Source organism: Micromonospora wenchangensis (assembly GCF_002210435.1).
Lineage (GTDB): Bacteria > Actinomycetota > Actinomycetes > Mycobacteriales > Micromonosporaceae > Micromonospora > Micromonospora wenchangensis.
In genome coordinates, this window is sequence record NZ_MZMV01000002.1 from 85,112 (window position 1) to 108,084 (window position 22,973).

A 22,973-nucleotide genomic window follows, 5' to 3' on the forward strand; every position below is an offset into this window, starting at 1 on the left:
CCGGCTCCGCCAGGCCAGTCCAGACCAGCATGAGGGAGCGGCAGTGCCCCGAGGCGATGGCCGGCTGAGCCACGACCTTGACCCCCAGCGACCCGGCCCCCAGGACGCCTGCGGCGTCTTCGGCGTCTGGGCCCCGGGTGAAGAGGTCGCCAACCTCACCTATTTCGGACTCTACGCACTCCAGCACCGTGGCCAGGAGGCCGCCGGCATCGCGGTGAGCGACGGCTCGGGAGTGGTGGTCTACAAGGACCTGGGCCTGGTGGCCCAGGTGTTCGACGAGCCGACGCTGAAGAGCCTGCGCGGCCACCTGGCGATCGGGCACGCGCGTTACTCCACCACCGGCGGCTCGACCTGGGAAAACGCCCAGCCGACCATCCGGTCGACCACCTCCGGCACCACGATCGCCCTGGCGCACAACGGCAACCTGGTCAACACCGCCGAGTTGCAGAAGGAGGTCGCCGAGCGCGGCCTGCTCGACGACGGGGCCACCAACGACACCTCCCTGGTGACCATGCTGCTGGCCGGTCGCCCCGACCTGTCGGTGGAGGCCGCCGCGCTGGAGGTGCTGCCGCAGCTGCGCGGCGCGTTCAGCTTCGTCTTCATGGACGAGTCGACCCTCTACGCCGCCCGCGACCCGCACGGCGTCCGCCCGCTGGTGCTCGGCCGGCTGGAACGGGGCTGGGTGGTGGCCAGCGAGACCGCCGCGTTGGACATCGTCGGCGCGAGCGTGGTCCGGGAGGTCGAGCCGGGCGAGCTGATCGCGATCGACGAGGAGGGCCTGCGGTCCAGCCGGTTCGCCGCGCCGGAGCCCAAGGGCTGCCTCTTCGAGTACGTCTACATCGCCCGCCCGGACGCCACCATCGCCGGCCGTAACGTGCACGCCGCGCGGGTGCAGATCGGCCGGCAACTCGCCAAGGAGCACCCGGTCGAGGCCGACCTGGTGATCCCGGTGCCCGAGTCGGGCACGCCGGCCGCCATCGGTTACGCCGAGGCGTCCGGCATCACCTACGGCGCCGGCCTGATGAAGAACCCGTACGTCGGGCGCACCTTCATCCAGCCGTCGCAGACCCTCCGCCAGCTCGGCGTACGGCTCAAGCTCAACCCGCTGCGGGAGAACGTGCGGGGCAAGCGGCTGGTCGTGGTCGACGACTCGATCGTGCGCGGCAACACCCAGCGGGCGATCGTCCGGATGCTCCGCGAGGCGGGCGCGCTGGAGGTCCACGTCCGGATCTCCTCCCCGCCGGTGAACTGGCCGTGCTTCTACGGCATCGACTTCGCCACCCGGGCCGAACTGCTGGCCAACGGGTTGGACAACGAGGGCATCCGGCGTTCGATCGGTGCCGACACCCTCGGTTACGTCTCGCTCCCCGGTCTCATCGCCGCGACCGAACAGCCCAGGAGCAGGCTCTGCCGGGCCTGTTTCGACGGGGAGTACCCGATCGACCTGCCGGCCGGGAACCTGATCGGCAAGCACGTGCTCGAAGGGGTGGGCCGGCGGGTCGCCGACGCCCCGGACACCGCCTCCGAGCAGCACACACCGCTCGTCGCCACTCCGGGCGGCGCGACCGCCCACCGCCCGTAGCACACCGGGGTCGTCCGGCCACCGTCGGCGCGGCACCGAGAACCACAAAGGGGAGAACCGTGACCTACGTGTCCGAGCGCAGCGGCGCAGGAAGCAGCCCGAGCGGCGCCGGTGGCGACCGCCAGCCCTGGACGGCGGGGACCGGCCGCACCACCCGCAAACGCTCGGTCTCGTACGCCGACGCCGGGGTGTCGATCGAGGCGGGGGACCGGGCGGTCGAGCTGCTCAAGTCCAAGGTGAAGGAGACCCGGCGGCCGGAGGTCATGGGTGACCTGGGCGGCTTCGCGGGCCTGTTCCGGCTGGACACCAAGAAGTACAAGAACCCGATCCTGGCGTCCTCCACCGACGGGGTGGGCACCAAGCTGGTCATCGCCCAGCAGCTCGACATCCACGACACGATCGGCATCGACCTGGTCGCGATGGTCGTCGACGACCTGGTGGCGTGCGGGGCCGAGCCGCTGTTCCTGCTCGACTACATCGCCACCGGCGAGGTCGTGCCGGACCGGGTCGCCGAGATCGGCGCGGGCATCGCCGACGGTTGCCGGTACGCCGGCTGCGCCCTGCTCGGTGGCGAGACCGCCGAGCACCCGGGCGTGCTGCGTCCCGACGAGTACGACGTCTCCGCCACCGGGGTCGGCGTGGTCGAGGAGAGCGAGATCCTCAGCCCGGACCGGGTCGAGGTGGGCGACGTGGTGATCGCGATGCGCTCGTCCGGCCTGCACTCCAACGGCTACTCACTGGTCCGGCACGTGCTGCTCGGCGCCGGCCGGATGCGGCTCGACGTGGTGATCGACGACTTCGGCCGGCAGCGCACGCTCGGCGAGGAGCTGCTCACCCCGACCAAGATCTACGCGCAGGACTGCCTGAAGCTGATCACCGAGGCGGAGGTGCGCTCGATCGCCCACGTCACCGGCGGCGGCATCCCCGGCAACCTGGTCCGGGTGCTGCCCGAGCACGTCGACGCGGTGGTCAACCGGGCCACCTGGAAGCCGCAGCCGATCTTCGACCTGATCCAGTCCAAGGGCCGGATCGAGGACCCGGAGATGGAGTCGACGTTCAACATGGGCGTCGGCATGTTCGCCATCGTCTCCGCCGAGGACGCCGACCGCGCGCTGGCCACCCTCGCCGGCCGGGGCGTGGACGCCTGGCAGGCCGGCGAGATCATCGAGGGCACCGGCAACGTGCAGATGATCGGCCAGCACACCCGGGGTTGATCGGCGGGGCCGCTCGGCCGGATGCCTGGTCGGGGGTTCACCCGAGCGGCCGTCGCCGCCTAGCCTGAAGGACACTTCGGGCACGGGGAGGAGGGTCGATGGCTGCTCGGTGCCGGTCCGTGACGGGCATGCGGGGGATCGCGGCGGTCCCGTCGTACGTGGTGATGCAGCCGACGACGCTGTGCAACCTGGACTGCGCGTACTGCTACCTGCCGCACCGGGCGGCCGACCGGCGGATGCCGGTGCCGGTGGCCGAGGCGGTCGCCGCCGCGGTGACCCCGTGGGCGGCGCGGGGCCGGTTCTCGGTGGTGTGGCACGGCGGTGAGCCGCTCGCCGCCGGCCGGGAGCACCTGGCGGCGCTGATCGCCGCGTTCCCGGCCGGGGTGGAACACCACGTGCAGACCAACGCCACCCTGATCGACGACGCCTGGTGCGCGTTCTTCGCCGCGCACGGGGTTCGGGTGAGCGTGAGCGTGGACGGCCCGGCCGCCCGTAACGGCGACCGGGTGACCCGGGCCGGCCGGCCGGCGTACGACCGGATCGTCAGGGGGGTCGCGGCGCTGCGCCGGCACGGCCTGCCGTTCTCGGCGCTGGCGGTGGTGAGCCGGCCGACGCCGGGGCTCGCCACCGAGCTGTACGACTACTTCCTCGACCTGGGTTGTGACGTGCTCGGGCTGAACATCGAGGAGACCGAGGGGGTCAACACCCGCAGCAACGCGCACGACGCGGCGGCGGTGACCGCGTTCTGGGCGGAGCTGGTGGCGGCCTGGCGGCGGGCGCCCCGGGTGCACCTGCGGGAGGTCGAGTGGTCGCTGCGGTACGCGGCGGCGGTGCTGGCCGGTGCGGAGGGCGACCTGCTGCCCCGGCAGCTCGACCCGATCCCGACGATCGGGTACGACGGCTCGGTCACCGTGCTCTCTCCCGAGCTGGCCGGCTTCACCGACGCCCGCTACGGCGACTTCAGCAGCGGCAACGTGCTGGCCACCCCGCTGGCCGAGATCCTGGCCGGGGCGGCGGGCACGGGCTGGGTGGGTGAGTTCCTCACCGGCGTCGAGGCGTGCCGGTCGTCCTGCCCGTACTTCGGCTTCTGCGGCGGTGGCCACGCGGCCAACCGCTACTTCGAGCAGGGGCGGTTCGACGGTACGGAGACCGAGCACTGCCGCAACAGCAAGATCCGCCTACTGGAGGGAGTGTTGGAGCATGCCCGAGACCACGAGTCACCGGCCGACTGAGCGGGTCGGGACCGGCCCGGACCAGGTCGCCGACCGGGTGCGGGAGGCCGCTGGCGGACTCTCCGCCCTGCTCCACGAGGCCGAGGCCGCCCGTCGTCACCGGGCGGAGGTGTCCGGCGCGGAGGGTGCCGGCGCGGTCTGCGCCTGGAACCACTTCGAGAACATCCCGACCTTCTACAACTGGAACAACCGGCCGCGCTGAGCGGAGGGTGACCGGCCTCGCCGTACGGTGACGGCCACGGCCACCCCGATCAGGGACCACGCCGACCGGCCGGAGTGTGCTCCGGGAGGGCGGGGTCCCTGATCGTCGGTGGTCACGCTGCTCTGGTCGGGCACATGCGTGAGCACGCGGAGAGTTGCCGCGTGCTCAGTGTGACCGGAGGTCAGCGGGTCGGAGGAGCCCAGGGGTCCGGGTCGTCGTCCGCATGATCCTCATCGTCGTCGTCGACATACTCTTTGTAGTCGTCGTCGAAGTGCTGCTCAGACTTCCCACCAGCACCCGCCAGTTCGCGCTGCAAGGCGGTGAGGTCGGTGTTCGGGGAGTGGTACTTCAACTCCCGCGCCACCTTCGTCTGCTTGGCCTTAGCACGGCCGCGCCCCATGGCTCGACCCCCTCGCACAGAATGCGGGGCAGCCCGAAGGCGGGCCCCGATGACGTCAGGCATCTCTCGTGGCTCTTACGGTACATGGGGATGCCACCGTTCGGCACCTCGGGTTACCGTCTGCCGGCCCTGCGCGTCGCAGTCACCCGGCAGTCACCGAGTGTACCCGGTAAGGGGTCAGCGTTGGACTGCTCATGACACCGGTCAAACCGCTAGAAAAGCCGCGAAAGGCCACGTTACCGCGTGCTGTGCCAGCCGGTGCCGGCGGCCCTCCGGAACCGGGCCGGTACGGCCGGTGGCGTCCCGGGCGCGGACCGTCGCCGCGCCCGGGACGTGCGCTCAGCCCAGGTGGATGGCGCGCAGCCGACCCACGTCGGCCATCCGGCGCTCGGCCAGCCGGTCGGCGGCCACCGCCGGGGGCACCCCCTCGTCGTCGGCCAGCCGGAGGATCTGCCGGGTGGTGTCGAAGATCCGGGTGGCCCGCAGCTTGGCCCGGTCGAAGTTGAAGCCCTCGATCTCGTCCGCGACCTGGATGACCCCACCGGCGTTGACCACGTAGTCGGGGGCGTAGAGGATGCCCCGGTCGGCGAGGAGCTTCTCGATGCCGGGATGGGCGAGCTGGTTGTTGGCCGCGCCGGCGACCACCCGGGCCCGCAGGGCCGGCACGGAGTCGTCGTTCAGGGCGCCGCCCAGCGCGCACGGGGCGTACACGTCGATGTCGGCGGCGACCAGCGCGGCGGTGTCGGCGACCAGGGCGACCCCGGGATGGTTGGTCCGCGCCCACTCCAGCGCCCGCGGGTCGACGTCGGTCGCCACCACCTCGGCCCCGTCGTCGACCAGGTGCCCGGTCAGGTGCCTGCCGACCTTGCCCAGCCCGGCCACCCCGACCCGGCGTCCACGCAGGCTGGGGCTGCCCCAGACGTGCTCGGCGGCGGCCCGCATCCCCTGGAAGACGCCCCAGGCGGTGAGGACCGAGGAGTCACCCGCCCCGCCGTGCTCCACGCTGCGGCCGGTGACGTACCGGGTCTCCCGTGCGATCACGTCCATGTCGGCCACGTAGGTGCCCACGTCGCAGGCGGTGTAGTAGCGCCCGCCCAGGGACTGCACGAACCGCGCGTACGCGCGTAGCAGCGCCTCGCTCTTGACCTGGTCCGGATCGCCCCAGATGACCGCCTTGCCGCCGCCCAGGTCCAGCCCCGCCAGCGCATTCTTGTACGCCATCCCGCGCGAGAGGTCCAGCACGTCGGCCAGCGCCGCCTCCTCGCTGGCGTACGGGTAGAAGCGGGTGCCGCCCAGCGCGGGCCCCAGCGCGGTCGAGTAGATGCCGATGATCGCCTTGAGGCCGCTCTGCCTGTCCTGGCAGAAGACGACCTGCTCGTGACCGGCCGGTCCGGGGTCGTCGGTGCTCACGAATACGCCCATGGCTCGCTCCTGTGTCGGTGTGCGCCCTTGTGAGGCGCGGACCTGGTCGGCCGGCGGGGATGCTGCCGGCGCTGGTCAGCCTAATATCGGTCGGGAACCGTGCCGTCGTCCACGTCGCGCGACCTGGACGTCCGGGAGTCGCCCGTCGGTGGCGTTCCGGTCGCGTCCGACGGCAGCGGCACCGGCACGGGGTTTCGTGGGAGGATCGCGCGGTGCCGTCGCTCTTCGCTTCTTACCTGCGCGTGTACGAGCCGCTGACCGCCTTCGACCGGGACCGTCAGTCGTACTGGCGGCGCTACGTGCGGGAGGGGCGGGCGGTGGCCCCGTTGGAGGGGCCGGGCCGGCAACGGAGCGCGGTCATCGCGGCGCTCGGCGCGGGCTGGACGCGACTGCCCGACCTGCCCGACGAGGCGTACGTGCTGGAGGTCGACGACGCGCTGCTGGTCTGCCCGTGGAACCTGCGGGTCCGGGTGGCCGAGGCGGCCCTGAGCGCCCGGGAAGGGGTGCCGTCGGTGATCGCCGACGCGTTCGTCCCGCCGGTCCTGGCCGGGCAGGCCAAGACCGTGGTGGAGGACTGGCGCAGCGGCGCCCGGGTGCTGGAGCACGGGGTGCCCCGACTGCACGAGCAGATCGCCACCTGGGGCGTGCCGCTGCGGTGGTTCGTGCTGGTCGAGGCGGGCGAGCGGGAGCTGGTCACCCGGCCGGACCGGCGGGCGCTGCGCTACCGCACGGAGATCTCCAAGGCCCGCCGACGGGCCTCGCGGGCGCTGGCGGTGCTCAGGAAGTCGATAGGTGCCGCGCCGATCACCGAGGCGGTCGAGGAGGCCGCCCGGTGGCTGGAGGAGTTCCACCCCCGCTCGGTGGTCGAGTTGGACTACGGCGGCCTGGTGCAGCTGCTCTCCGACGAGACGCTGGCCGCGGACGACTCGCCGGAGCTGGTGGCGGGCGGTCTGGCCGGGCTCTCCCGGGGCGAGACGGACGAGGCGTCGGCGGCGTACGACCGGTTGGTCGCGCGGTGGCGCGCGATCCAGTTGCTGGAGCGGTGCAATTGACCGGATACCGCCCATTCGCGCTGTCAATTATGAGTCACGCTCGTAGTTGACGCATCACGAACCGTGATCATGAGTCCGAATAAGGTACTTTCTGCCGTGTAAAAGTCAGATAAATCGGGCATGGTTCATCCGTCCGTCTAGGGACCTTCGGCCGTTCGGCCCATGTCGGACATCGGGGACTAGCCGGACCATGGGAGACGCGTCGGCCGGCGGGACCCCGGCCGATGTCTATCCATGTGGAGGAGTGACCGATGGCATCGCGAACGCACGAACCAGAGCCGCTACTCACGCCGGCCGAGGTGGCGTCGATGTTCCGTGTCGACCCGAAGACGGTGACCCGGTGGGCCAAGGCGGGGAAGCTCAGCGCGATCCGAACCCTGGGCGGACACCGTCGGTACCGTGAGTCGGAGGTGCGGGCGTTGCTACAGGGCCAGATCCCCCAGCAGCGCCAGGGGGACTGACCCGGTCAGAACGTTACGGACCTCAGGGGCGGGCGGACGTCGCAGCAGCGACGTACCACCGCCCCTGAGTCGTCCCCACCCCCGGACCGCTCCGGCGGGCCCCGCCGGCCGGAGCGGTCAGCCCGGCGGGTCGGTCAGGCTGATCCGGATGCCGACGGTGCCCGCCTCGCCCCGGCGCAGCCGGCTGCCGAGCAGGGTCAACCGCCCCAGCAGCCGGTACTTGCGCTTGAGCAGGTCGCGTACCCGGCCGCTCTCCTGCGGGCCGCAGAGCACCGCGTGACCCGGCACCGCCTCACCCAGCGGACGGCCCCGCACGTCGCACGGGGCCACCGTCACCGTGCCGTCCCGCCTGATCCGCTTGACCTTGCCCGAGTCGGCGACCGTCCAGACCGCCAGCGTGTCGTCGTCGCGGACCGCCCAGACCGGGGTGGACACCGCACGGCCGTCCTTGCGGAACGTCGTCAGCAGGACGTACTTCTCCGCCGCCAGGCGGTCCAGGTCGGTCACGCCGCCCAGGATACGGCGGACGGACCCGGATACCGTGCAGGTCGTGACCGGAGAACCTCGACTCGGCGACGTGTTCGGAGAACTGCTGCGCGACGCGTACGCGGTGCACACCGGGATCGGCCCCCGGCCGCTGGTCGGCGGGCGGCTGCCCCGACCGGTCATCGAGATCATCGAGCGGGACGACGGACTGGTCAACGGGGCCCCCGCCGCGCACTACCTGGACGGGCCGGAACACTGGCAGCCGTACGACCACCGGGCCGTGGACCGGACCCGGGGCGCCACCCTGGACGTCGGCGTCGGGGGCGGGCGGATCGCGCTGGTGCTCCAGGAACGCGGCATCCCCGTCACCGGGCTGGACACCTCGCCCGGGGCGCTGCGGGTCAGCCGGCACCGGGGCGTCCGGGACCTCGTCCTCGGCACCGTTGACGAGCACGTCGCCGACGGCCGGCGCTACGACACGTTCCTGCTGCTCGGCAACAACCTGGGGCTGTTCGAGGGGCGGGAGCGGGCACCGGCGTTCCTCGCCGCGCTGGCCGCCCTGGCCCGGCCGGGCGCGCAGGTCATCGCGCACGGCACCGACCCGTACGGCACCACCGACCCGGTGCACACCGGCTACCACGAGCACAACCGGCGGCGGGGGCGGCTCGGCGGGCAACTGCGGCTGCGGCTGCGCTACCGCGAACTCGGCACGGAGTGGTTCGACTACCTGGTCTGCTCCGCCGAGGAACTGGCCGAGCTGGTCCGGGGCACCGGATGGCGGCTGACCGACGTGGACGACCGCGACGCCCCGTACTATCTGGCCACCCTGCGGTTGGCCGCCGGGCGGTGAGCGGGGGCCCGGTCGGGCCCCCGCGCCCGCGTCAGACCTGGACGGTCGGCGGGAGCTGCTCCGGGGGGAGGCCGCCGTCGCCGTCGACCACCTCGTCCGGGGTGCCGTCCTCGTCGATGTCGACCATGGTGATGTCGACCTTGCCGTCGCCGTCGGTGTCGAACTGGAACAGGTCCGCCCGGCCGTCGCCGTCGGTGTCCACCACCCACACGTCGGTCTTGCCGTCGTTGTTGGTGTCGGCGCGGAGCAGGTCGACGCGCTCGTCGCCGCGCGTCTCCACGACCGCCGTGCCGTCGGTGGTGCCGCTGTCCACGGTCTCCGGTGCCTGGCTCATGTCGACTGGTTCCTTCCCTTGACGTTGGGGCCGTCTGTACCCGGTGCGGCGGTCCCCCACGCATGCCGCCGGGAACGGTGCTGCATAGGGTCGCACCCATGAGCCAGCGGAGCGAGCGGCAGGGCATGTCGGAGACCCCGCACGCCGCCGTACGCAGTGAGGGAGCGTCCATGAGTCGTCTTGTCGTCGTCGGGGCCGGCACGATGGGGCTCGGCATCGCCTACGTGGCGGCCGGCGCGGGCTACGCGGTCGAACTGGTCGAGGTGGACCGGGGGCGGGCCGAGGCCGCCGCCACCCGCCTCGACGAGCTGTGCGCGTGGGCGGTGCAGCGGGGGAAGCTCGGTGCCGCCGAGGCCGCCGCGCAGCGGGACCGGATCACCCTGCGGGGGGCGCTCGCCGAGGTCGCCCCGGCACCGGAGGTGGTCGTCGAGGCGGTGCCCGAGCGGCCCGACCTGAAGCGGTCGGTGCTCGCCGAGGCCGAACGGCTGCGCCCGGCGCTGCTGGGCAGCAACACCTCCAGCATCCCCATCGGTGAGCTGGCCGAGGGGCTGACCCGGCCGGAGTCCTTCCTCGGGCTGCACTTCTTCAACCCGGTCTGGGCGATGGCCCTGCTGGAGGTGGTGGTCGGCGCGGCCACCGCACCGGAGACCACCGCGGCGGCCGTCACGCTCGCCGGCCGGCTGGGCAAGGACCCCGTCGTCGTACGCGACCTGCCCGGCTTCGCCACCTCCCGGCTCGGGGTGACCCTCGGCCTGGAGGCGATCCGGATGGTCGCCGACGGGGTGGCCGCACCGGCCGACGTGGACAAGGCGATGGTGCTCGGCTACCGGCACCCGGTCGGCCCGTTGGAGCTGACCGACCTCGTCGGGCTGGACGTGCGGCTGGACATCGCCCGCACCCTCCAGGCCGCCTACGGTGACCGGTTCGCCCCACCGCCGCTGCTGGTCGAGATGGTCGCCGACGGGAAGCTCGGCAAGAAGTCCGGCCAGGGCTTCTACACGTGGAAGGACGGTCGCCGGCAGTGAGCGGGCTACGGGTGGAGGAGCTGCCCGACCGGGTGGTGGTGACGCTGGACCGGCCGGAGAAACGCAACGCCATCGACGCCGACCTGATCGGCGCGCTGCACGACGTCTGCGCCGCGCTGGAGGCCCGGCCCCGGCTGCTGCTGCTCACCGGTGGCACCGACGGGCTCTTCGCCGGCGGGGCCGACATCGGTCAACTCCGCGAGCGGGGCCGGCTGGACGCGCTCGCCGCGATCAACTCGGCGGCCTTCGCCCGGCTCCGGGCGCTGCCGATGCCGAGCGTGGCGGCCGTGGACGGCCCCGCGCTGGGCGGCGGCGCGGAACTGGCGTACGCCTGCGACCTGCGGGTGTGCACGGCACGGGCGGTCTTCGGGCAGCCGGAGGTGCGACTGGGCATCCTGGCCGGCGCGGGGGCGACCCACCGGTTGCCGGCCCTGGTCGGCGAGGGTCTGGCCAAGGAACTGCTGTTCACCGGCCGCCGAATCGACGCCGACGAGGCGCTGCGGATCGGCCTGGTCAACCGGGTGGTGGCCGAGCCGACCGAGCTGCTGCCCACCGCGCACGGGCTGCTCGACGAGATGGCGAAGGGTTCCGCACTGGCGTTGCGGCTGACCAAGCTCGCGGTGGACGCCCCGCCCGGTGCCCACCCGCAGCTCGACCTGGTCAGCCAGGCGGTGCTCTTCGAGGACGAGGAGAAGCACCGCCGGATGACCGACTTCCTGGAGCGTCGCCGGCCCCGGTGAGCCGGAACGGGCGGCACCGGAGCCGGTGCCGCCCCACCGTCGGGTCAGTGCCGGATCGGTACGCCCGCGTCGGCCAGCGCCTTGATCAGCCCGGCGGATTCACCGAAGCCGATGACCAGCACCGCCTCCGGCTTGTAGTTCTTGATCTCGCCGGCCAGGCTGCCGAAGTCGACGGGCGGGGCCTTGGCGTCGGCCGGCGGCTCGTAGGTGAGCAGCTTCACCCGGTCGCTGCCGAAGCCGGCCCGCTCCAGCTCGGCGCGGACGGTCTCCTGGAGACCCTCGCCGTAGGAGTCCTTGCGGGCCACCACCACGATCCTGTGCGGGCCGTCGCGGAGGATCACGTCGGCCAGCGCCCGGCCCTGGAGGCTGTCCGGCGGGGCGGTCCGGAAGTAGAGGCCCTTGTCGTCGGCCTGGCTCAACCCCGCGTCGGTGTTGGACGGCGAGAACAGGATCTTGCCGGCCGCCACCACGTCCGGCAGCACGGCGGCGGAGATCCCCGACGCGGCGGCACCGATGATGACCTGCACCTTGTTCTTGACGTGCGAGGCCACGGTGGCCTTGGCGACGGCCGGGTTGGTGCCGTCGTCACCGTCGAACCAGGTCACCGGGTCGCCGAGCACCCCGCCCGCGGCGTTGATCTCCCTGATCGCCAGCGCCACGCCGGCGGCCAGCGGCGGATAGGCCAGGGCCAGGTCGCCGGTCTTGGGCAGCAGGCCACCGAGGATCAGCGGGGAGCCGTCGCTGCGGTCGTTGCGCCCGCCCCGCTGCTTCTTCGGCTTCGGGGCGGCCTTGGTGCTCACCCCGGACTCGTCCCCGGCGCCGACGAACTCGGTCTTCGCGTCGTTGATCTTCTGGTTGTCGAAGTGCAGGGTGGCGTAGCTGGCGGTGGCCGGCTCACCGAGATCGGTGAAGCCGGCCCGGTTCAGCGACGGGCCGCGGTACTCGATGTCCTGACCGTCCCGGGCCAGGGCCAGGCAGCTCGCCGCGTCCGTGCAGCGCTGGCCGTTGGTGGTCACCCCGACGATCTGCTTGGCGATGTCGGCCGGATCGGTGCTGCCGGCGAGCTGGGCGGCCAGCGCGCTGATCATGACCGCGTCGTACGACTCCGCCGCGTAGAGGTAGTCGGTCAGCTTCGAGTCGACGGTGCGCAGCCGCTGCTTGAAGTCGTCGCTGAGCGGCGTGAGCGGGGTGGTGCCCTTCATGCCGTCGACGAGGTCGGCCCGGTCCTTCAGCTCGGCGGCGAAGGAGTTCTGCATGTTGCCGTCGGTGCCGTACAGACGCACCTGCGGGGTGGCCGCCTCCTCGGGCTTGTCGGTCGTCCCGCACGCGCTGACGGCGAGCAGCAACGACGCACAGGCCGCCAGGATGGCCGCGCGCGGGCCGCGGGTTACGAGCATGGTGGTCCTTCCTCCGGCGCAGGTCCGGTGCGCACCATAGCGTGCCGGCGGGGACCGTGGGACCAGGGAGGCGGCCCTCGTCGTCGGCCCGACAGTGCAACGCACGCTGCGTCACGCTGTCCCGGCAGGTGGTCACCGTTTCCGGTGCCCGCCCGCTTGACCTGGCGTCCTACTGTGCCGCAGGTGACCGACGTACCGGATCAGACGCTCGCCGACGCTACCGCCGTACTCCATTCGGCGCTGACCGGGGACGGCGCCGCCGTGGTCGGCACATTCGACGCCGTGGTGGACCGGTCGGGGCTCGCCGGGGCGTACACGGTCGCCTGGACCCTGGCCGCGACGATGGTCGGTGACCCGCCGCCGCCCGGCACGTGCGCGCTGGACTTCCCCGGCATCGACGAGGCGGGGTACGACACCCGCTGGGTGGCCCGGTTCGTCAGCGCGTACGCCAACCACGACGCCGACACCGGCGAGGCGCTGTTCGGGGCGGCGGTCGCCGACGGGCAACTGCCGGACTGCCTGCTCACCCTCGCCGGCTCGGCGGTGGCGACCCTGCGCAGCCGGGCCGGCTGACCCGCCCGGCCCCACCGCCCGTCGGTGGTGGCAGGGCCGGCGGCGGGACTCAGTACGCGTGGTACGCCACCAGCGGCTCGTACTCGTAGCGCAGGTTGGTGAAGCGGACCTTGAAGTTCGCGCCGTCGCGCACGTTGGTGGCGACGGTGATCCAGTCCGACTTCGCCGGCAGGTAGGTGAGGTAGTTGCACTTGTTGGTCTTGTCGATGAAGACCACGCACGCCTCGGTGCCGAACTCGCTGCTGTTCCTGACGTTGACGTCCTTGCACCTGGTGCTCGCCTTGTACGGCCCGGCGTCCCCGCCCCACCCGCCGACCTGGAAGTACGAGCGGACCGCTCCGCCGTAGCAGGTGGCGGCCGACGCGGAGAGGTTCGTCTCCCCGGCGGCCTGCGCGGGTGTGCCGAACCAGAACAGGGGCAGGGTGGCGACGAGCGCGGTCAGTCGGGCGGGCCGGGATGTCATGGCGGTGCCTCCAGGGGAAGAGGGAGACCCTGAGTCGCGGACAGGGTGCGGTGAGTGGCGATGATATCTGTCGATCTCCGATCCCGCTGTGACAGGGCGGTGAACCTTCTGTGGTACCAGTGACGCATGTCCGAGGCGATGCTCAGCAAGGTGCGCAAGCTCCTGGCCCAGGCCGAGGACCCGGCCTGCACCCCCGCCGAGTCGGCCGCGTTCACCGCCAAGGCCACCGAGTTGATCGCCCGGTACGGCGTCGACCGGGCCCTGCTGGCCGCCCGCGACCCCACCACCGACCCGGTCGGCGACCGGGTGGTCGACGTCGTCGCCCCGTACGCCAGGGACAAGGCGGGGCTGCTCGCGGCGGTGGCCGACCCGCTGCGCTGCCGTTGCGTACGCCGACCGGACGGCAGCGGGTTCACGCTGCACCTGTTCGGCTTCGCCAGCGACCTGGAACGGGTCGACCTGCTGTTCACCTCGCTGCTCGTGCAGGCCGCGCACGGGCTCGCCGGCACCGCCGTGCCGCCCGGTGAGCAGCCGGCCGCCTTCCGCCGCTCCTGGCTGGCCGGCTTCGCCCGGGTGGTCGCCGAGCGGCTGCGGGCCGCCGAGGCGGGCGCGGCGGCGGAACGCGGCACCCCGTCGGTGGCGCTGGTGCTGGCCGACCGCTCGGACCGGGTGGCCCGTCGGGTCGCCGAGGTCTACCCCCGGCTGCGGACCGCGCCGACCCGCCGGCTCGCCGGCTCCGGATTCGGCGCGGGCGCGGCGGCCGGCCACCGCGCCGACCTCGGTGGCCCCGATCCGGTGGACCGCCCGACCGGCCGGACGCCGCTGCGCGGCCCGCCCCGCTGACCGGCCCGGCCCGCCCGCGTGGCGCTGGTGGACCCCGGCTGCGCGGCGTCGCTCAGTGCGGGTCGGGGGCGGTCCGGGTGACGGTGTCCAGGTAGCGGCCGAGCAGCTCGTGCCAGCCGGCGGTCAACGCCGCGCGGTAGCCCTCGGCGGCCTCACCGTGCCTGTCGAAGTGGCGGTGCTCCAGCTCGATGCGGGTCCGCCCGGACTCGTCCGGCAGGAACAGCACCTCCACCTCGCTGGCCCGCGCCGGATCGGGCACCGGCACCCGGTCGGGGCCGAGTTGCCAGGTGAAGACGAGCCGACGTGGCGGGTCCCAGGTGAGCACCCGCCCCCAGTCGCCCCGGAAGCCGTACGGGCCGATCTCGTAGAGCATGCCGCCGGCCCGGGGTTCCATCCCCAGCTCGGCCAGCGCCGCCGGCCCGGACCAGGTGTACTCGCGGACCCACCAGTCGGCCAGCGAGCCGGTGAAGACCGCGAACGCCTGCTCCGCCGGGGCGGGGACGAGGAGGGTGCAGCGCAGCGAGTACCGGTCGACGTCCTGATGGACGCCCTCCGGATCTGGCTTCTGCTGTCCCATAGGCCCGGACCATACCGGCTGGGGGTGCGCTGCGCAGCGCCCCGTACCGGCTCTTTCCGGTCAGTGGGCGCCCCCGACCCAGCGAGGCTCCTGGATGTCCCGGGGTGGGCGGGCCACGGCGGTGGTCGATGCCGGACAGGGCCCGGACACACGAAAACGGTGACCGCGTTTCCGCAGGTCACCGCTCTCTGTAGCCCGGCGAAAGGCTATGTGGCCAGGGGCGGGGTCGAACCGCCGACCTTCCGATTTTCAGTCGGACGCTCGTACCAACTGAGCTACCTGGCCTGGTACTTCGGGTCATGGTACCCGGAGGGCGGGGTTTCCGCCGACAGGGTGCCGCGTCCCGATACGCAGAACGCCGCGCATTGGTACACGCGGCGTCGGCGCTGGCGGTCCTGACGGGACTTGAACCCGCGACCTCCGCCTTGACAGGGCGGCGAGCACTCCAACTGCTCCACAGGACCTTGCTCTGTTGCCTCCGGCTGGGCCGGATCGTGCCCCCAACGGGATTCGAACCCGTGCTACCGCCTTGAAAGGGCGGCGTCCTGGGCCGCTAGACGATGAGGGCGGCCCCGCCATCATTGCACACTCGCAACTTCAAGCGGACTTGCTCCCATCCGGCCCCGCCGGAGGCATGAGAAGCATATGCCATGCCCCGGCGGTCGGCCAAACCGGTATGCCCGCCGGGGTGCGGCCCGGCAAAGTAGCAGGTCAGCGAGGTGGTGCGATGCCGAATCGGCGCTTGAGGTCGCCGATGACGTGCGGCACCGCGCTCAGGGTGCGGCTCCGGTCACCCCCGCCGTCGTGCATCAGCACCACCGCACCGGGGCGGGAGGCGCTCCTGATCCGCCCGGAGATGATCCCGGCGGAGGGTTTCGCCCAGTCCTGGGGGTCGACGGTCCAGTGCAGCGACCGCATGCCGAGTTCCTTGGCGACCTGCACCACCTCCGGCGTCCAGCGGCCACCGGGCTGACGGTAGAACGGTACCTTCGCGCCCGGGACGGCCTTGGTGATGGCCTGGTTGGTGCGTACCAGGTCGGCCCGGATGTCGGCGACCGGCCGGCGGCCCAGGTCGACGTCGTGGTGCCAGCTGTGGTTGCAGAGCTGGTGCCCCTCCCGGACGATCCGGGCCACCAGCTCCGGGTGCTTGCGCACCTGGGTGCCGACCACGCAGAACGTCGCCTTCACCTTGTTCGCCCGGAGCTGGTTGAGCACCCGGGGCGTCCAGGTCGGGTCGGGGCCGTCGTCGAAGGTCAACGCGACGGCGCGTACCCCGGTCGCCTTGCGCAGCCCGGCGGGGAGCGTCTTGGGCTTCGGCCGGAGCCGGGGCTTCGGCTTGGTGGTGGGCAACGGCTTCGGGGACGGGCTGTGTGCCGGCTCCGGTGCGGTGGTGGTCGGGGCGGGCGCCGCTGCCGGCCGGACGTTCCGGTGCTGGTCGCCGCAGCCGGCGACCAGCAGGAGCAGGCCGAGGGCGACCGCCAGAACGGGGCGTGAACGCATCGTCACTCCGGGGGATGGGGTACGCGGACGGCCCCGACGGTAGTTCACGAAAGCGAAATGTGTCAGGCCCGGTCGGCCCCCGTCGACTGGTCCAGCGAGTCCCGCACGGCCAGCGCGAGCGAGACCGCCTCGGCCAGGTCGACCGGGCGGACCACCCCGGCGGGCAGCATGTCGGCCCGCCAGCCCGGCCCGGCGGCGAGCACCAGCAGCGGCCGGCGGGGCACCGCGAGCAGTGCGGAAAGCTGCGCCGGGTCGGCGGTCGGCCGGGTGTGCGACCAGACCACCACGGCCGCCGGCCCGGTCCGGTTGACCGCCTCGACCAGCGCCGCCGCCGGCACCCGGGCCCCGAGCATCCGGTAGGTCACCCCCGCCTCGGCGAGCGCCGCGGCGAGCGCCTCCAGCGGCAGGGTGTGCTGTTCCTCGTCGGCGCAGGAGAGCAGGATGCGGGCCGGCCCGGTGGCCCGGCCGGACCGGGCGACGGCCGCGAACGCCTCGGAGACGCACCGGGACACCAGGTGTTCCACGTCGATCAGCCCGGCGGTGGCGACGTGCCGTTCCCCGATGCCGGCCAGCACCGGCCGGAGCAGTCCCTCCCAGGTGGCGACGACCCCGTCGGCGGCCAGGGCGTGCGAGATCGTGTCGCTGATCACCTCCGCGTCCAGCCGCATGGCGGCGCGGGCGAGTCCCCGGGCCGCCGGGCCGGCCCGGCCGACCGGGATGGTCTGCCCGCCGCCGTCGCGGCCGGCACCCGCCCGCAGCCGGGGGGCGCCCCCGGGACCGGGGACGACCGGAGTCTGTTTCGCCCAGCGGGCCGCCTCCGCCGGGGTGACCCCCTCGGCGGTGAGCTTGCGCATGATCTCCAGGCGGGCCAGGTCGGCAGGCGTGTAGCGCCGGTGGTGGCCCGGGACGTGCTGGCTGGGGCCGAGGCCGTAGCGCTGGTGCCAGGTGCGCAGCGTGGTGACCGCCACACCCAGCCGGCGTGCCACGGCCCCCGCGCTCAGCGGCTCATCGACCACCCGACCGCTCCGACGCGTCGTGCACCCGGTGGCCGGACGGGGTGGCGGAGGCGGTACGGGGACCGCCGGTGGGGGCGTCGGGGCCGGTCGGGGTCGGGTGGAGCAGTCGGCTCACCACCCCGCCGAGCCAGGGGGAGTACGTGCGCGGGTCGGCCTCGATCTCGGTCATCAACCGGGTGGGGTCGGCCCAGCGCAGTTCGGCCACCTCGTCGGGGTCGGGTCCGAGGGGCAGGTCGTCCGGCACGTCGGCCCGGAGCACGTGGTCGTACTCGAACTCGACCCGACCGGTGGCCGGGTCCTCGGCGTAGTAGAGGTAGACGCCGACCTCGGTCAACGACACCGGCCCGGTGCCCAGCTCCTCGGCGAGCCGGCGGTTGGCCGCCTCGGCCAGGGACTCGCCCGGCAGCGGGTGCCCGCAGCAGGAGTTGGCCCAGCGCAGCGGGAACCGGGTCTTGACCGGGGCCCGTTGTTGCAGGAGCACCCGGCCGTCCGGGTCGACCAGCAGCACCGAGAAGGCCCGGTGCAGCCGTCCGGGCGCCTGGTGGGCGGCGGCGACGGTGGCCTCGCCGAGCACCTGGCCGGTGTCGTCGACCAGCTCGACGAGGTGGCCCTCCCGGGATTTCACGCGGTCACCGACCCGCGCCGGTGATGCGGTTGGCGGCGAGCTTGCCGGAGATCAGCACCATCGGCACGCCCACGCCGGGCTGGGTGCCGGAGCCGGTGAAGACGACGTTGGGCAGGCTGCGGTGCAGGTTGGACGGGCGGAACGGCCCGGTCTGGAAGAGGCTGTGCGCGGCGGCGAACGGCGTACCGGCGGCCATTCCCTGCTCCTCCCACTCGGCGGGGGTGATCGTACGCAACACCTCGATGCCGGCGCCGAACCCGACGTACCCGCGTTCCTCCAGGGTGGTGACGAGCTGGTCGGCGTAGCGCCGGCTCAGGTCGCCCCGCCAGTCGAACGGGGCCCGGTCGAGGTTGGGCACCGGGGCCAGCACGTAGTAGGTGTGCCGGCCGGCCGGGGCGACCGACGGGTCGGTCCGGCTCGGGTTGGTGACCAGCAGCGACGGGTCGGTCATCAGCTCGCCGCGCCCGATCACCTCGTCGAAGGTGCCCTTCCACGACCGTCCGAAATGGATGTTGTGATGAGCGATCTTCCCATACCCCTGCGTCGATCCGACGTGCAGGACGACGCAGGACGGCGAGTAGGTCAGCTTCCGGCGTCGGCCCTCGGGCAGCAGGTCGCGGTAGGCGACAGGCAGGTCCGGGTTGAGCACCACCACGTCGGCCGGGACGAGTTCGCCGTCGGCGGTCACCACGCCGGTGGCCCGGCCGTTGACGGTCTCCACCCGGCTGACCGTGGTGTCGTAGCGGATCTGCACGCCGTGCTTCTCGGCCGCGCCGGCCATCCCCCTGGAGACGGCGTGGATGCCGCCGCGCGGGAAGTAGACCCCGGCCACCGAGTCGAGGTAGGCGATGACGCTGTAGATGGCCAGCGCGTCGTGCGGTGCGAGCCCGGCGTACATCGCCTGGAACGAGAAGATCCGCTGGGTGCGGGGGTCGGAGAAGAACTGGTTGATCTTGGTCTGGAGCCGGCGGAACGCCCCGTTGGTCAGCAACTTCAGCAGGTTGCCGGTGAGCAGGTCGGTCGGGGCGTCCAGGTTGCGGTCGATGAAGTCGGCCCGCTCCCAGTTCCACAGGTTGCGGGCGTACTCGACGAACCGCAGGTAGCCGTCGGCCTCGCGGGGGCCGCAGACCCGGGAGATCTCGGCCGCCATCCGGGTGGTGTCGGTGATCACGTCCAGGGTGGAGCCGTCCGGGTAGTAGGCCCGGTAGGCGGGGTCGAGCGGGGTCAGGTCGAGCCAGTCGTGCAGTTCCTCGCCGACCGCGCCGAGCGCCTCGGCGATCAGGTCGGGCATGGTGAGCACGGTGGGGCCGGTGTCGAACTCGTAGCCGTCGACGCTGAGCCGCCCGGCCCGCCCGCCCGGCACCGGTTCGCGTTCCAGCACGGTCACCTGCCGGCCGCTGCCGGCCAGGTGCAGCGCGCACGCCAGCCCGCCCAGGCCCGCGCCCACGACCACCACCCGGTCCGTACGTCCCGTCACGGTCCGCACGCGACCACCTCCTTCACGAAGTTGCCCATCATGCCCGCCGCATGGTGGCGGCGGTGGCGAGACCGGTCAGCGCGGTGCGCGCGGTCTCGTCGATCGACGCGGTCTCCAGCGCGGCCAGCGCGTCGGCGATCCGGTCGGAGATCATGCTCTCCACCCGGGCGACCGCCCCGGTGTCGGCCACGAGGTCGGCCAGCCGGGCCAGCTCCCGACCGCCGACGGCGTTGCCGGCCCGCTCCAACGCCCGCCGCTGGCTGCCGGTGGCGAGCTGCCGGGCGAGCATCAGCAGCGTGGTCGGCTTGCCGGTACGCAGGTCGTCGCCGGCCGGCTTGCCGGTGGTGGCCGGGTCACCGTAGACGCCGAGCAGGTCGTCGCGGAGTTGGAACGCCTCGCCGACCGCCAGCCCGTACCTGGTGTACGCGGCGATCAGCGGCGCGTCGGCGTCGGTGCCGGCCAGGCAGGCGCCGAACAGCAGGGGACGCTGCACGGTGTAGCTGGCGGTCTTGTAGCGGGCCACCCGCAGCGCCCGGTCGACCGACCAGTTCGCCGCGTCGTTCTCGCCGAGCACGTCGAGGTACTGCCCGGCGATGGTTTCGACGCGCATCTGGTCGTAGCAGCGTCGCACCTCCATCAGCCGGGACGGCGGCACGGTGGCGTGGGCGAGCAGCCGGTCGGCCCAGACCAGGCAGAGGTCGCCGATGAGGACGGCGACCGACTCGCCGAACCGGTGCGGGTCGCCGGTGTGGCCGGCGGTGACGTGCCGCTCGGCGGCGGCCCGGTGCGCGGTGGGCAGGCCGCGCCGGGTGTCGGAGGCGTCCATCACGTCGTCGTGCACCAGGGCGAAGGTGTGCAGCAGTTCCAGGGCGGCGAGCGCGGGCAGCACCGTGGGCAGCGGCTCGTCGCCGCCCACCACCCCCCGCCAGCCCCAGTAGGCGAAGGTCGGGCGTACCCGCTTGCCGCCGGCCAGCGCGCAGTCGCGTGCCGTCGCGGCGAAACCACCCATCGCTGCGTCGATCTCGGTCAGCGCGTCGACCTCGCGGGCGAGGAACGCCGACAGGGTCTCGTCGACGCCGTTGACCAGGTCACGGGCGTATGCGGCCAGTACGCCGCGGACCGGATCGTCCGTCGCTCCCGGCTGAGCCGGCGCGACGCGGAGCGCATTACCCGCAACTGCGTCGTTGGCCATGTGGGGGAGCGTACCCTAGGGTTACGAGTTGCGTCGATTGCTGCGTCGAATCCGAGGAGGCCCGGGTGGACACCGATCTCACCGCCGCCTATGCCCGCTCCCAGGAGCTGCACAGACACCACGGCCGCACCTACTATCTCGCCACCCGGCTGCTCCCCGCTTGGAAACGGCGGCACGTGCACGCCCTGTACGGATTCACCCGCTACGCCGACGAGATCGTCGACCGCACCGAGGACCTGCCACCCGCCGAACGCGCCGCCCTCCTGGACGCCTGGAGTTCCCGCTTCGTCGCCGGCCTGCACGGCGAACCGGTCGACGACCCGCTGCTGCCGGCGGTGCTGCACACCATCGCCGTGTTCGACCTGGACCGCGCCGACTTCGCGTCGTTCCTGCGCAGCATGGCGATGGACCTGACCGTCATGGCGTACCCGACCTACGACGACCTGCTCGACTACATGGAGGGGTCGGCGGCGGTCATCGGCACCATGATGCTGCCCATCCTCGGCAGCTCCGACCCGGCCGCCGCCCGGGAGCCGGCCCGCCAGCTCGGGTTCGCCTTCCAGCTCACCAACTTCATCCGGGACGTCGCCGAGGACCTCGACCGGGGCCGCACCTACCTGCCCGACGAGGATCTGGCCAAGTTCAACGTCACCCGCGAGGACCTGCTCGCCGCGCGGGCTGCCGGTCGCAGCACCGACCGCATCCGTGACCTCGTCGAGTACGAGGTGACCCGCGCCCAGGCCCACTACGCCGCCGCCGCGCCCGGCATCACCCTGCTCGCCCCCGCCTCCCAGGCGTGCATGCGCACCGCCTACGCCCTCTACGGCGGCATCCTCGACGAGGTCACCGCCCAGGACTACGACGTGTTCGCCAGGCGGGCCGTGGTGCCCCAGCGGCGACGGCTCGCGGTGGCGGCGAAGGCACTGCTCACCCGTACCGGCACCCCGGTCGTGGTGCCCGGCCCGGCGGTGTCGTGAGCGGCCGTACGGCGGTCGTGCTGTTCACCCGCGACCTGCGGGTGCACGACCACCCGGCCCTGGCGACGGCCTGCGCCGCGTTCGACCGGGTGGTGCCGCTGTACGTCCTCGACCCGGCGCTGGCCGGCCACTCGCCCAACCGCAACCGCTTCCTGCACCAGTGCCTCGCCGAACTGCGGGACACCCTGCGCACGCTCGGCGGTGACCTGGTGATCCGCCGGGGCGACCCGGTCGCCGAGACGATCCGGCTCGCCCGCGAGGTCGACGCCGAGGGGATCGGGCTGTCCGCCGACGTCAGCCGCTACGCCCACCGCCGGGAACGGCGGCTGCGCGCCGAGTGCGACAGGCACCGGATGTTCCTGCGGCTGTTCCCCGGGGTGACCGTCGTCGAACCGGGGGAGCTGCGGCCCGGCGGCGGCGACCACTACCGGGTGTTCACGCCCTACCACCGGGTCTGGTCGGGGGCGCGGTGGCGGGAGGAACTGGCCGCGCCCCGGCGGGTCACGCTGCCCGACGGGATCGCGGTCGGTCGGCTGCCGGCGACGCCGCAGGGGGAGTCGCCGGACGCCGCGGTCGGCGGCGAGTCCGTCGGGCAGCGCCGGCTCACCCGGTGGTTGCCCACCCTCCCCCGGTACGACGACATCCACGACGACCTGGCCGCCGACGAGACCTCCCGGCTCAGCCCGTACCTGCGGTTCGGCTGCCTCTCCCCGCTGACGGTGGCGAACCGGGCCGACGACCGGGGGCACCCGTTCGTCAGGCAGCTCTGCTGGCGGGACTTCTACCACCAGGTCACCGCCGCCTTCCCGGAGATCGCGGCGAAGGCGTACCGGCGCGGGGCCACCGAGGACTGGCGGTACGACGCGGCGGCGCTGGACGCCTGGACCGACGGCCGCACCGGGATGCCGATCGTGGACGCCGGCATGCGCCAACTGCACGCCGAGGGCTGGATGCACAACCGGGCCCGGCTGATCACCGCCGGCTACCTGACCAAGGTGCTCGGCCTCGACTGGCGGCCCGGCCTCGCGGTCTTCTCCCGCTGGCTGCTCGACGGCGACGTGCCCGACAACTCCGGCAACTGGCAGTGGGTGGCCGGCACCGGCAACGACAGCCGCCCCTACCGGGGACTCAACCCCGTCCGCCAGGCCGAACGCTACGACCCCGACGGCGGGTACGTGCGGCGCTGGGTGCCCGAGCTGGCGGCAGTGGCCGGCAAGGCCGTGCACCAGCCGTGGCGGCTGCCCCCCGAGGTACGCCGCACCCTCGACTACCCGCCACCGCTGGAGGTGCCCGGGGCCGACCCGGTCTGGCTCCGCTGACCCGGCCTGGCTCG

At 73.0% G+C, this 22,973-nt stretch carries 25 protein-coding genes and 3 tRNA genes; 13 read left to right on the plus strand and 15 right to left on the minus strand.

Annotation, left to right across the window (positions count from 1 at the left end; genetic code table 11):
- Nucleotides 1-43: 43 nt before the first annotated feature.
- From purF to amcA, 4 genes are all read left to right on the plus strand, one after another.
- Entirely contained in the window at nucleotides 44-1,582 is a 1,539-nt protein-coding gene (purF, locus tag B5D80_RS01680; RefSeq protein ID WP_088641955.1) for an amidophosphoribosyltransferase, read from the plus strand.
- A 59-nt stretch (nucleotides 1,583-1,641) separates the two neighbouring features.
- Nucleotides 1,642-2,796: a phosphoribosylformylglycinamidine cyclo-ligase gene (purM, locus tag B5D80_RS01685; protein WP_088641956.1), complete on the plus strand. Its 1,155-nt coding sequence runs from the start codon at nucleotides 1,642-1,644 to the stop codon at nucleotides 2,794-2,796.
- 128 nt (nucleotides 2,797-2,924) lie between these two features.
- Nucleotides 2,925-4,028, plus strand: coding sequence for a cyclophane-forming radical SAM peptide maturase AmcB (gene amcB, locus B5D80_RS01690; RefSeq protein ID WP_342747069.1), 1,104 nt, complete (start codon nucleotides 2,925-2,927; stop codon nucleotides 4,026-4,028).
- Nucleotides 3,997-4,230 (plus strand): multiple cyclophane-containing RiPP AmcA, encoded by a 234-nt coding sequence (amcA, locus tag B5D80_RS01695; RefSeq protein WP_088641958.1) that lies wholly within the window; start codon nucleotides 3,997-3,999, stop codon nucleotides 4,228-4,230. The genes amcB and amcA overlap by 32 nt, the downstream gene beginning before the upstream one ends.
- Before the next feature lie 181 nt (nucleotides 4,231-4,411).
- Here the strand turns inward: amcA and B5D80_RS01700 are convergent, their stop codons facing one another.
- Both B5D80_RS01700 and B5D80_RS01705 read right to left on the minus strand, forming a co-directional pair.
- Nucleotides 4,412-4,630 (minus strand): DUF3073 domain-containing protein, encoded by a 219-nt coding sequence (locus tag B5D80_RS01700; protein ID WP_088641959.1) that lies wholly within the window; start codon nucleotides 4,628-4,630, stop codon nucleotides 4,412-4,414.
- A gap of 339 nt (nucleotides 4,631-4,969) precedes the next feature.
- Complete coding sequence (locus B5D80_RS01705) at nucleotides 4,970-6,052, minus strand: Glu/Leu/Phe/Val family dehydrogenase (RefSeq protein WP_088641960.1); 1,083 nt, start codon at nucleotides 6,050-6,052, stop codon at nucleotides 4,970-4,972.
- Nucleotides 6,053-6,264: 212 nt separating this feature from the next.
- Here B5D80_RS01705 and B5D80_RS01710 point away from each other — a divergent pair, with 212 nt between their 5' ends.
- Nucleotides 6,265-7,104, plus strand: a complete 840-nt coding sequence (locus B5D80_RS01710; RefSeq protein ID WP_088641961.1) for a DUF8083 family protein — start codon at nucleotides 6,265-6,267, stop codon at nucleotides 7,102-7,104.
- A gap of 251 nt (nucleotides 7,105-7,355) precedes the next feature.
- A complete protein-coding gene (locus B5D80_RS01715; protein ID WP_007073996.1) occupies nucleotides 7,356-7,565 on the plus strand; it encodes a BldC family transcriptional regulator in 210 nt (69 codons plus the stop codon).
- Between the two features lie 117 nt (nucleotides 7,566-7,682).
- Here the strand turns inward: B5D80_RS01715 and B5D80_RS01720 are convergent, their stop codons facing one another.
- Nucleotides 7,683-8,072: a PPOX class F420-dependent oxidoreductase gene (locus B5D80_RS01720; protein ID WP_088641962.1), complete on the minus strand. Its 390-nt coding sequence runs from the start codon at nucleotides 8,070-8,072 to the stop codon at nucleotides 7,683-7,685.
- 43 nt (nucleotides 8,073-8,115) lie between these two features.
- Here B5D80_RS01720 and B5D80_RS01725 point away from each other — a divergent pair, with 43 nt between their 5' ends.
- A complete protein-coding gene (locus B5D80_RS01725) occupies nucleotides 8,116-8,901 on the plus strand; it encodes a class I SAM-dependent methyltransferase (RefSeq protein ID WP_088642084.1) in 786 nt (261 codons plus the stop codon).
- Nucleotides 8,902-8,932: 31 nt separating this feature from the next.
- On the opposite strand, the gene B5D80_RS01730 is transcribed toward B5D80_RS01725, so the two are convergent.
- The gene (locus B5D80_RS01730) at nucleotides 8,933-9,235 is read right to left on the minus strand and encodes a hypothetical protein (protein WP_088641963.1); all 303 of its coding nucleotides are present in this window, start codon (nucleotides 9,233-9,235) and stop codon (nucleotides 8,933-8,935) included.
- 170 nt (nucleotides 9,236-9,405) lie between these two features.
- Here B5D80_RS01730 and B5D80_RS01735 point away from each other — a divergent pair, with 170 nt between their 5' ends.
- Both B5D80_RS01735 and B5D80_RS01740 read left to right on the plus strand, forming a co-directional pair.
- The gene (locus B5D80_RS01735; RefSeq protein WP_088641964.1) at nucleotides 9,406-10,260 is read left to right on the plus strand and encodes a 3-hydroxyacyl-CoA dehydrogenase family protein; all 855 of its coding nucleotides are present in this window, start codon (nucleotides 9,406-9,408) and stop codon (nucleotides 10,258-10,260) included.
- Nucleotides 10,257-11,000, plus strand: a complete 744-nt coding sequence (locus B5D80_RS01740) for an enoyl-CoA hydratase/isomerase family protein (protein ID WP_088641965.1) — start codon at nucleotides 10,257-10,259, stop codon at nucleotides 10,998-11,000. Before B5D80_RS01735 ends, B5D80_RS01740 begins: the two co-directional genes overlap by 4 nt.
- 44 nt (nucleotides 11,001-11,044) lie before the next feature.
- Here B5D80_RS01740 and B5D80_RS01745 read toward each other — a convergent pair whose 3' ends face one another.
- A complete protein-coding gene (locus B5D80_RS01745; RefSeq protein WP_088641966.1) occupies nucleotides 11,045-12,397 on the minus strand; it encodes an ABC transporter substrate-binding protein in 1,353 nt (450 codons plus the stop codon).
- 183 nt (nucleotides 12,398-12,580) lie between these two features.
- Between B5D80_RS01745 and B5D80_RS01750 the strand changes: the two genes are divergently transcribed.
- Entirely contained in the window at nucleotides 12,581-12,970 is a 390-nt protein-coding gene (locus B5D80_RS01750) for a hypothetical protein (RefSeq protein ID WP_088642085.1), read from the plus strand.
- Between the two features lie 49 nt (nucleotides 12,971-13,019).
- Here the strand turns inward: B5D80_RS01750 and B5D80_RS01755 are convergent, their stop codons facing one another.
- Nucleotides 13,020-13,433, minus strand: coding sequence for a hypothetical protein (locus tag B5D80_RS01755; protein ID WP_088641967.1), 414 nt, complete (start codon nucleotides 13,431-13,433; stop codon nucleotides 13,020-13,022).
- A gap of 126 nt (nucleotides 13,434-13,559) precedes the next feature.
- Between B5D80_RS01755 and B5D80_RS01760 the strand changes: the two genes are divergently transcribed.
- Nucleotides 13,560-14,276, plus strand: coding sequence for a DUF2786 domain-containing protein (locus B5D80_RS01760; RefSeq protein ID WP_088641968.1), 717 nt, complete (start codon nucleotides 13,560-13,562; stop codon nucleotides 14,274-14,276).
- Nucleotides 14,277-14,328: 52 nt separating this feature from the next.
- Here the strand turns inward: B5D80_RS01760 and B5D80_RS01765 are convergent, their stop codons facing one another.
- The 9 genes from B5D80_RS01765 to B5D80_RS01805 all read right to left on the minus strand — a co-directional run bounded on the left by B5D80_RS01765 (nucleotide 14,329) and on the right by B5D80_RS01805 (nucleotide 20,663).
- A complete protein-coding gene (locus B5D80_RS01765; protein ID WP_088641969.1) occupies nucleotides 14,329-14,853 on the minus strand; it encodes an SRPBCC family protein in 525 nt (174 codons plus the stop codon).
- Nucleotides 14,854-15,064: 211 nt separating this feature from the next.
- A tRNA-Phe gene (locus tag B5D80_RS01770) sits at nucleotides 15,065-15,138 on the minus strand.
- 102 nt (nucleotides 15,139-15,240) lie between these two features.
- Nucleotides 15,241-15,317 (minus strand) — tRNA-Asp (locus B5D80_RS01775).
- 31 nt (nucleotides 15,318-15,348) lie between these two features.
- Nucleotides 15,349-15,421 (minus strand) — tRNA-Glu (locus B5D80_RS01780).
- A gap of 143 nt (nucleotides 15,422-15,564) precedes the next feature.
- Entirely contained in the window at nucleotides 15,565-16,353 is a 789-nt protein-coding gene (locus tag B5D80_RS01785) for a polysaccharide deacetylase family protein (RefSeq protein WP_088641970.1), read from the minus strand.
- A 62-nt stretch (nucleotides 16,354-16,415) separates the two neighbouring features.
- Nucleotides 16,416-17,369, minus strand: a complete 954-nt coding sequence (locus B5D80_RS01790; RefSeq protein ID WP_088641971.1) for a MerR family transcriptional regulator — start codon at nucleotides 17,367-17,369, stop codon at nucleotides 16,416-16,418.
- Nucleotides 17,359-17,994: an isopentenyl-diphosphate Delta-isomerase gene (gene idi / locus B5D80_RS01795; RefSeq protein WP_088641972.1), complete on the minus strand. Its 636-nt coding sequence runs from the start codon at nucleotides 17,992-17,994 to the stop codon at nucleotides 17,359-17,361. The genes B5D80_RS01790 and idi overlap by 11 nt, the downstream gene beginning before the upstream one ends.
- Nucleotides 17,995-17,998: 4 nt before the next feature.
- Nucleotides 17,999-19,480, minus strand: coding sequence for a phytoene desaturase family protein (crtI, locus tag B5D80_RS01800; RefSeq protein ID WP_088641973.1), 1,482 nt, complete (start codon nucleotides 19,478-19,480; stop codon nucleotides 17,999-18,001).
- Nucleotides 19,481-19,508: 28 nt separating this feature from the next.
- Nucleotides 19,509-20,663, minus strand: a complete 1,155-nt coding sequence (locus B5D80_RS01805; RefSeq protein ID WP_088641974.1) for a polyprenyl synthetase family protein — start codon at nucleotides 20,661-20,663, stop codon at nucleotides 19,509-19,511.
- 65 nt (nucleotides 20,664-20,728) lie between these two features.
- Between B5D80_RS01805 and B5D80_RS01810 the strand changes: the two genes are divergently transcribed.
- The gene (locus B5D80_RS01810; RefSeq protein ID WP_088641975.1) at nucleotides 20,729-21,640 is read left to right on the plus strand and encodes a phytoene/squalene synthase family protein; all 912 of its coding nucleotides are present in this window, start codon (nucleotides 20,729-20,731) and stop codon (nucleotides 21,638-21,640) included.
- A complete protein-coding gene (locus B5D80_RS01815) occupies nucleotides 21,637-22,959 on the plus strand; it encodes a cryptochrome/photolyase family protein (RefSeq protein ID WP_088641976.1) in 1,323 nt (440 codons plus the stop codon). The genes B5D80_RS01810 and B5D80_RS01815 overlap by 4 nt, the downstream gene beginning before the upstream one ends.
- Nucleotides 22,960-22,973 lie beyond the last annotated feature (14 nt).

Coding starts and splice junctions, on each gene's coding strand:
- B5D80_RS01760 (WP_088641968.1), top strand. CDS start 13,560: ATGTCCGAGGCGATGCTCAGCAAGGTGCGCAAGCTCCTGGCCCAGGCC.
- B5D80_RS01785 (WP_088641970.1), bottom strand. CDS start 16,353: ATGCGTTCACGCCCCGTTCTGGCGGTCGCCCTCGGCCTGCTCCTGCTG.
- B5D80_RS01730 (WP_088641963.1), bottom strand. CDS start 9,235: ATGAGCCAGGCACCGGAGACCGTGGACAGCGGCACCACCGACGGCACG.
- B5D80_RS01755 (WP_088641967.1), bottom strand. CDS start 13,433: ATGACATCCCGGCCCGCCCGACTGACCGCGCTCGTCGCCACCCTGCCC.
- B5D80_RS01745 (WP_088641966.1), bottom strand. CDS start 12,397: ATGCTCGTAACCCGCGGCCCGCGCGCGGCCATCCTGGCGGCCTGTGCG.
- B5D80_RS01700 (WP_088641959.1), bottom strand. CDS start 4,630: ATGGGGCGCGGCCGTGCTAAGGCCAAGCAGACGAAGGTGGCGCGGGAG.
- amcA (WP_088641958.1), top strand. CDS start 3,997: ATGCCCGAGACCACGAGTCACCGGCCGACTGAGCGGGTCGGGACCGGC.
- B5D80_RS01805 (WP_088641974.1), bottom strand. CDS start 20,663: ATGGCCAACGACGCAGTTGCGGGTAATGCGCTCCGCGTCGCGCCGGCT.
- B5D80_RS01705 (WP_088641960.1), bottom strand. CDS start 6,052: ATGGGCGTATTCGTGAGCACCGACGACCCCGGACCGGCCGGTCACGAG.
- amcB (WP_342747069.1), top strand. CDS start 2,925: ATGCGGGGGATCGCGGCGGTCCCGTCGTACGTGGTGATGCAGCCGACG.
- B5D80_RS01735 (WP_088641964.1), top strand. CDS start 9,406: ATGAGTCGTCTTGTCGTCGTCGGGGCCGGCACGATGGGGCTCGGCATC.
- B5D80_RS01765 (WP_088641969.1), bottom strand. CDS start 14,853: ATGGGACAGCAGAAGCCAGATCCGGAGGGCGTCCATCAGGACGTCGAC.
- B5D80_RS01715 (WP_007073996.1), top strand. CDS start 7,356: ATGGCATCGCGAACGCACGAACCAGAGCCGCTACTCACGCCGGCCGAG.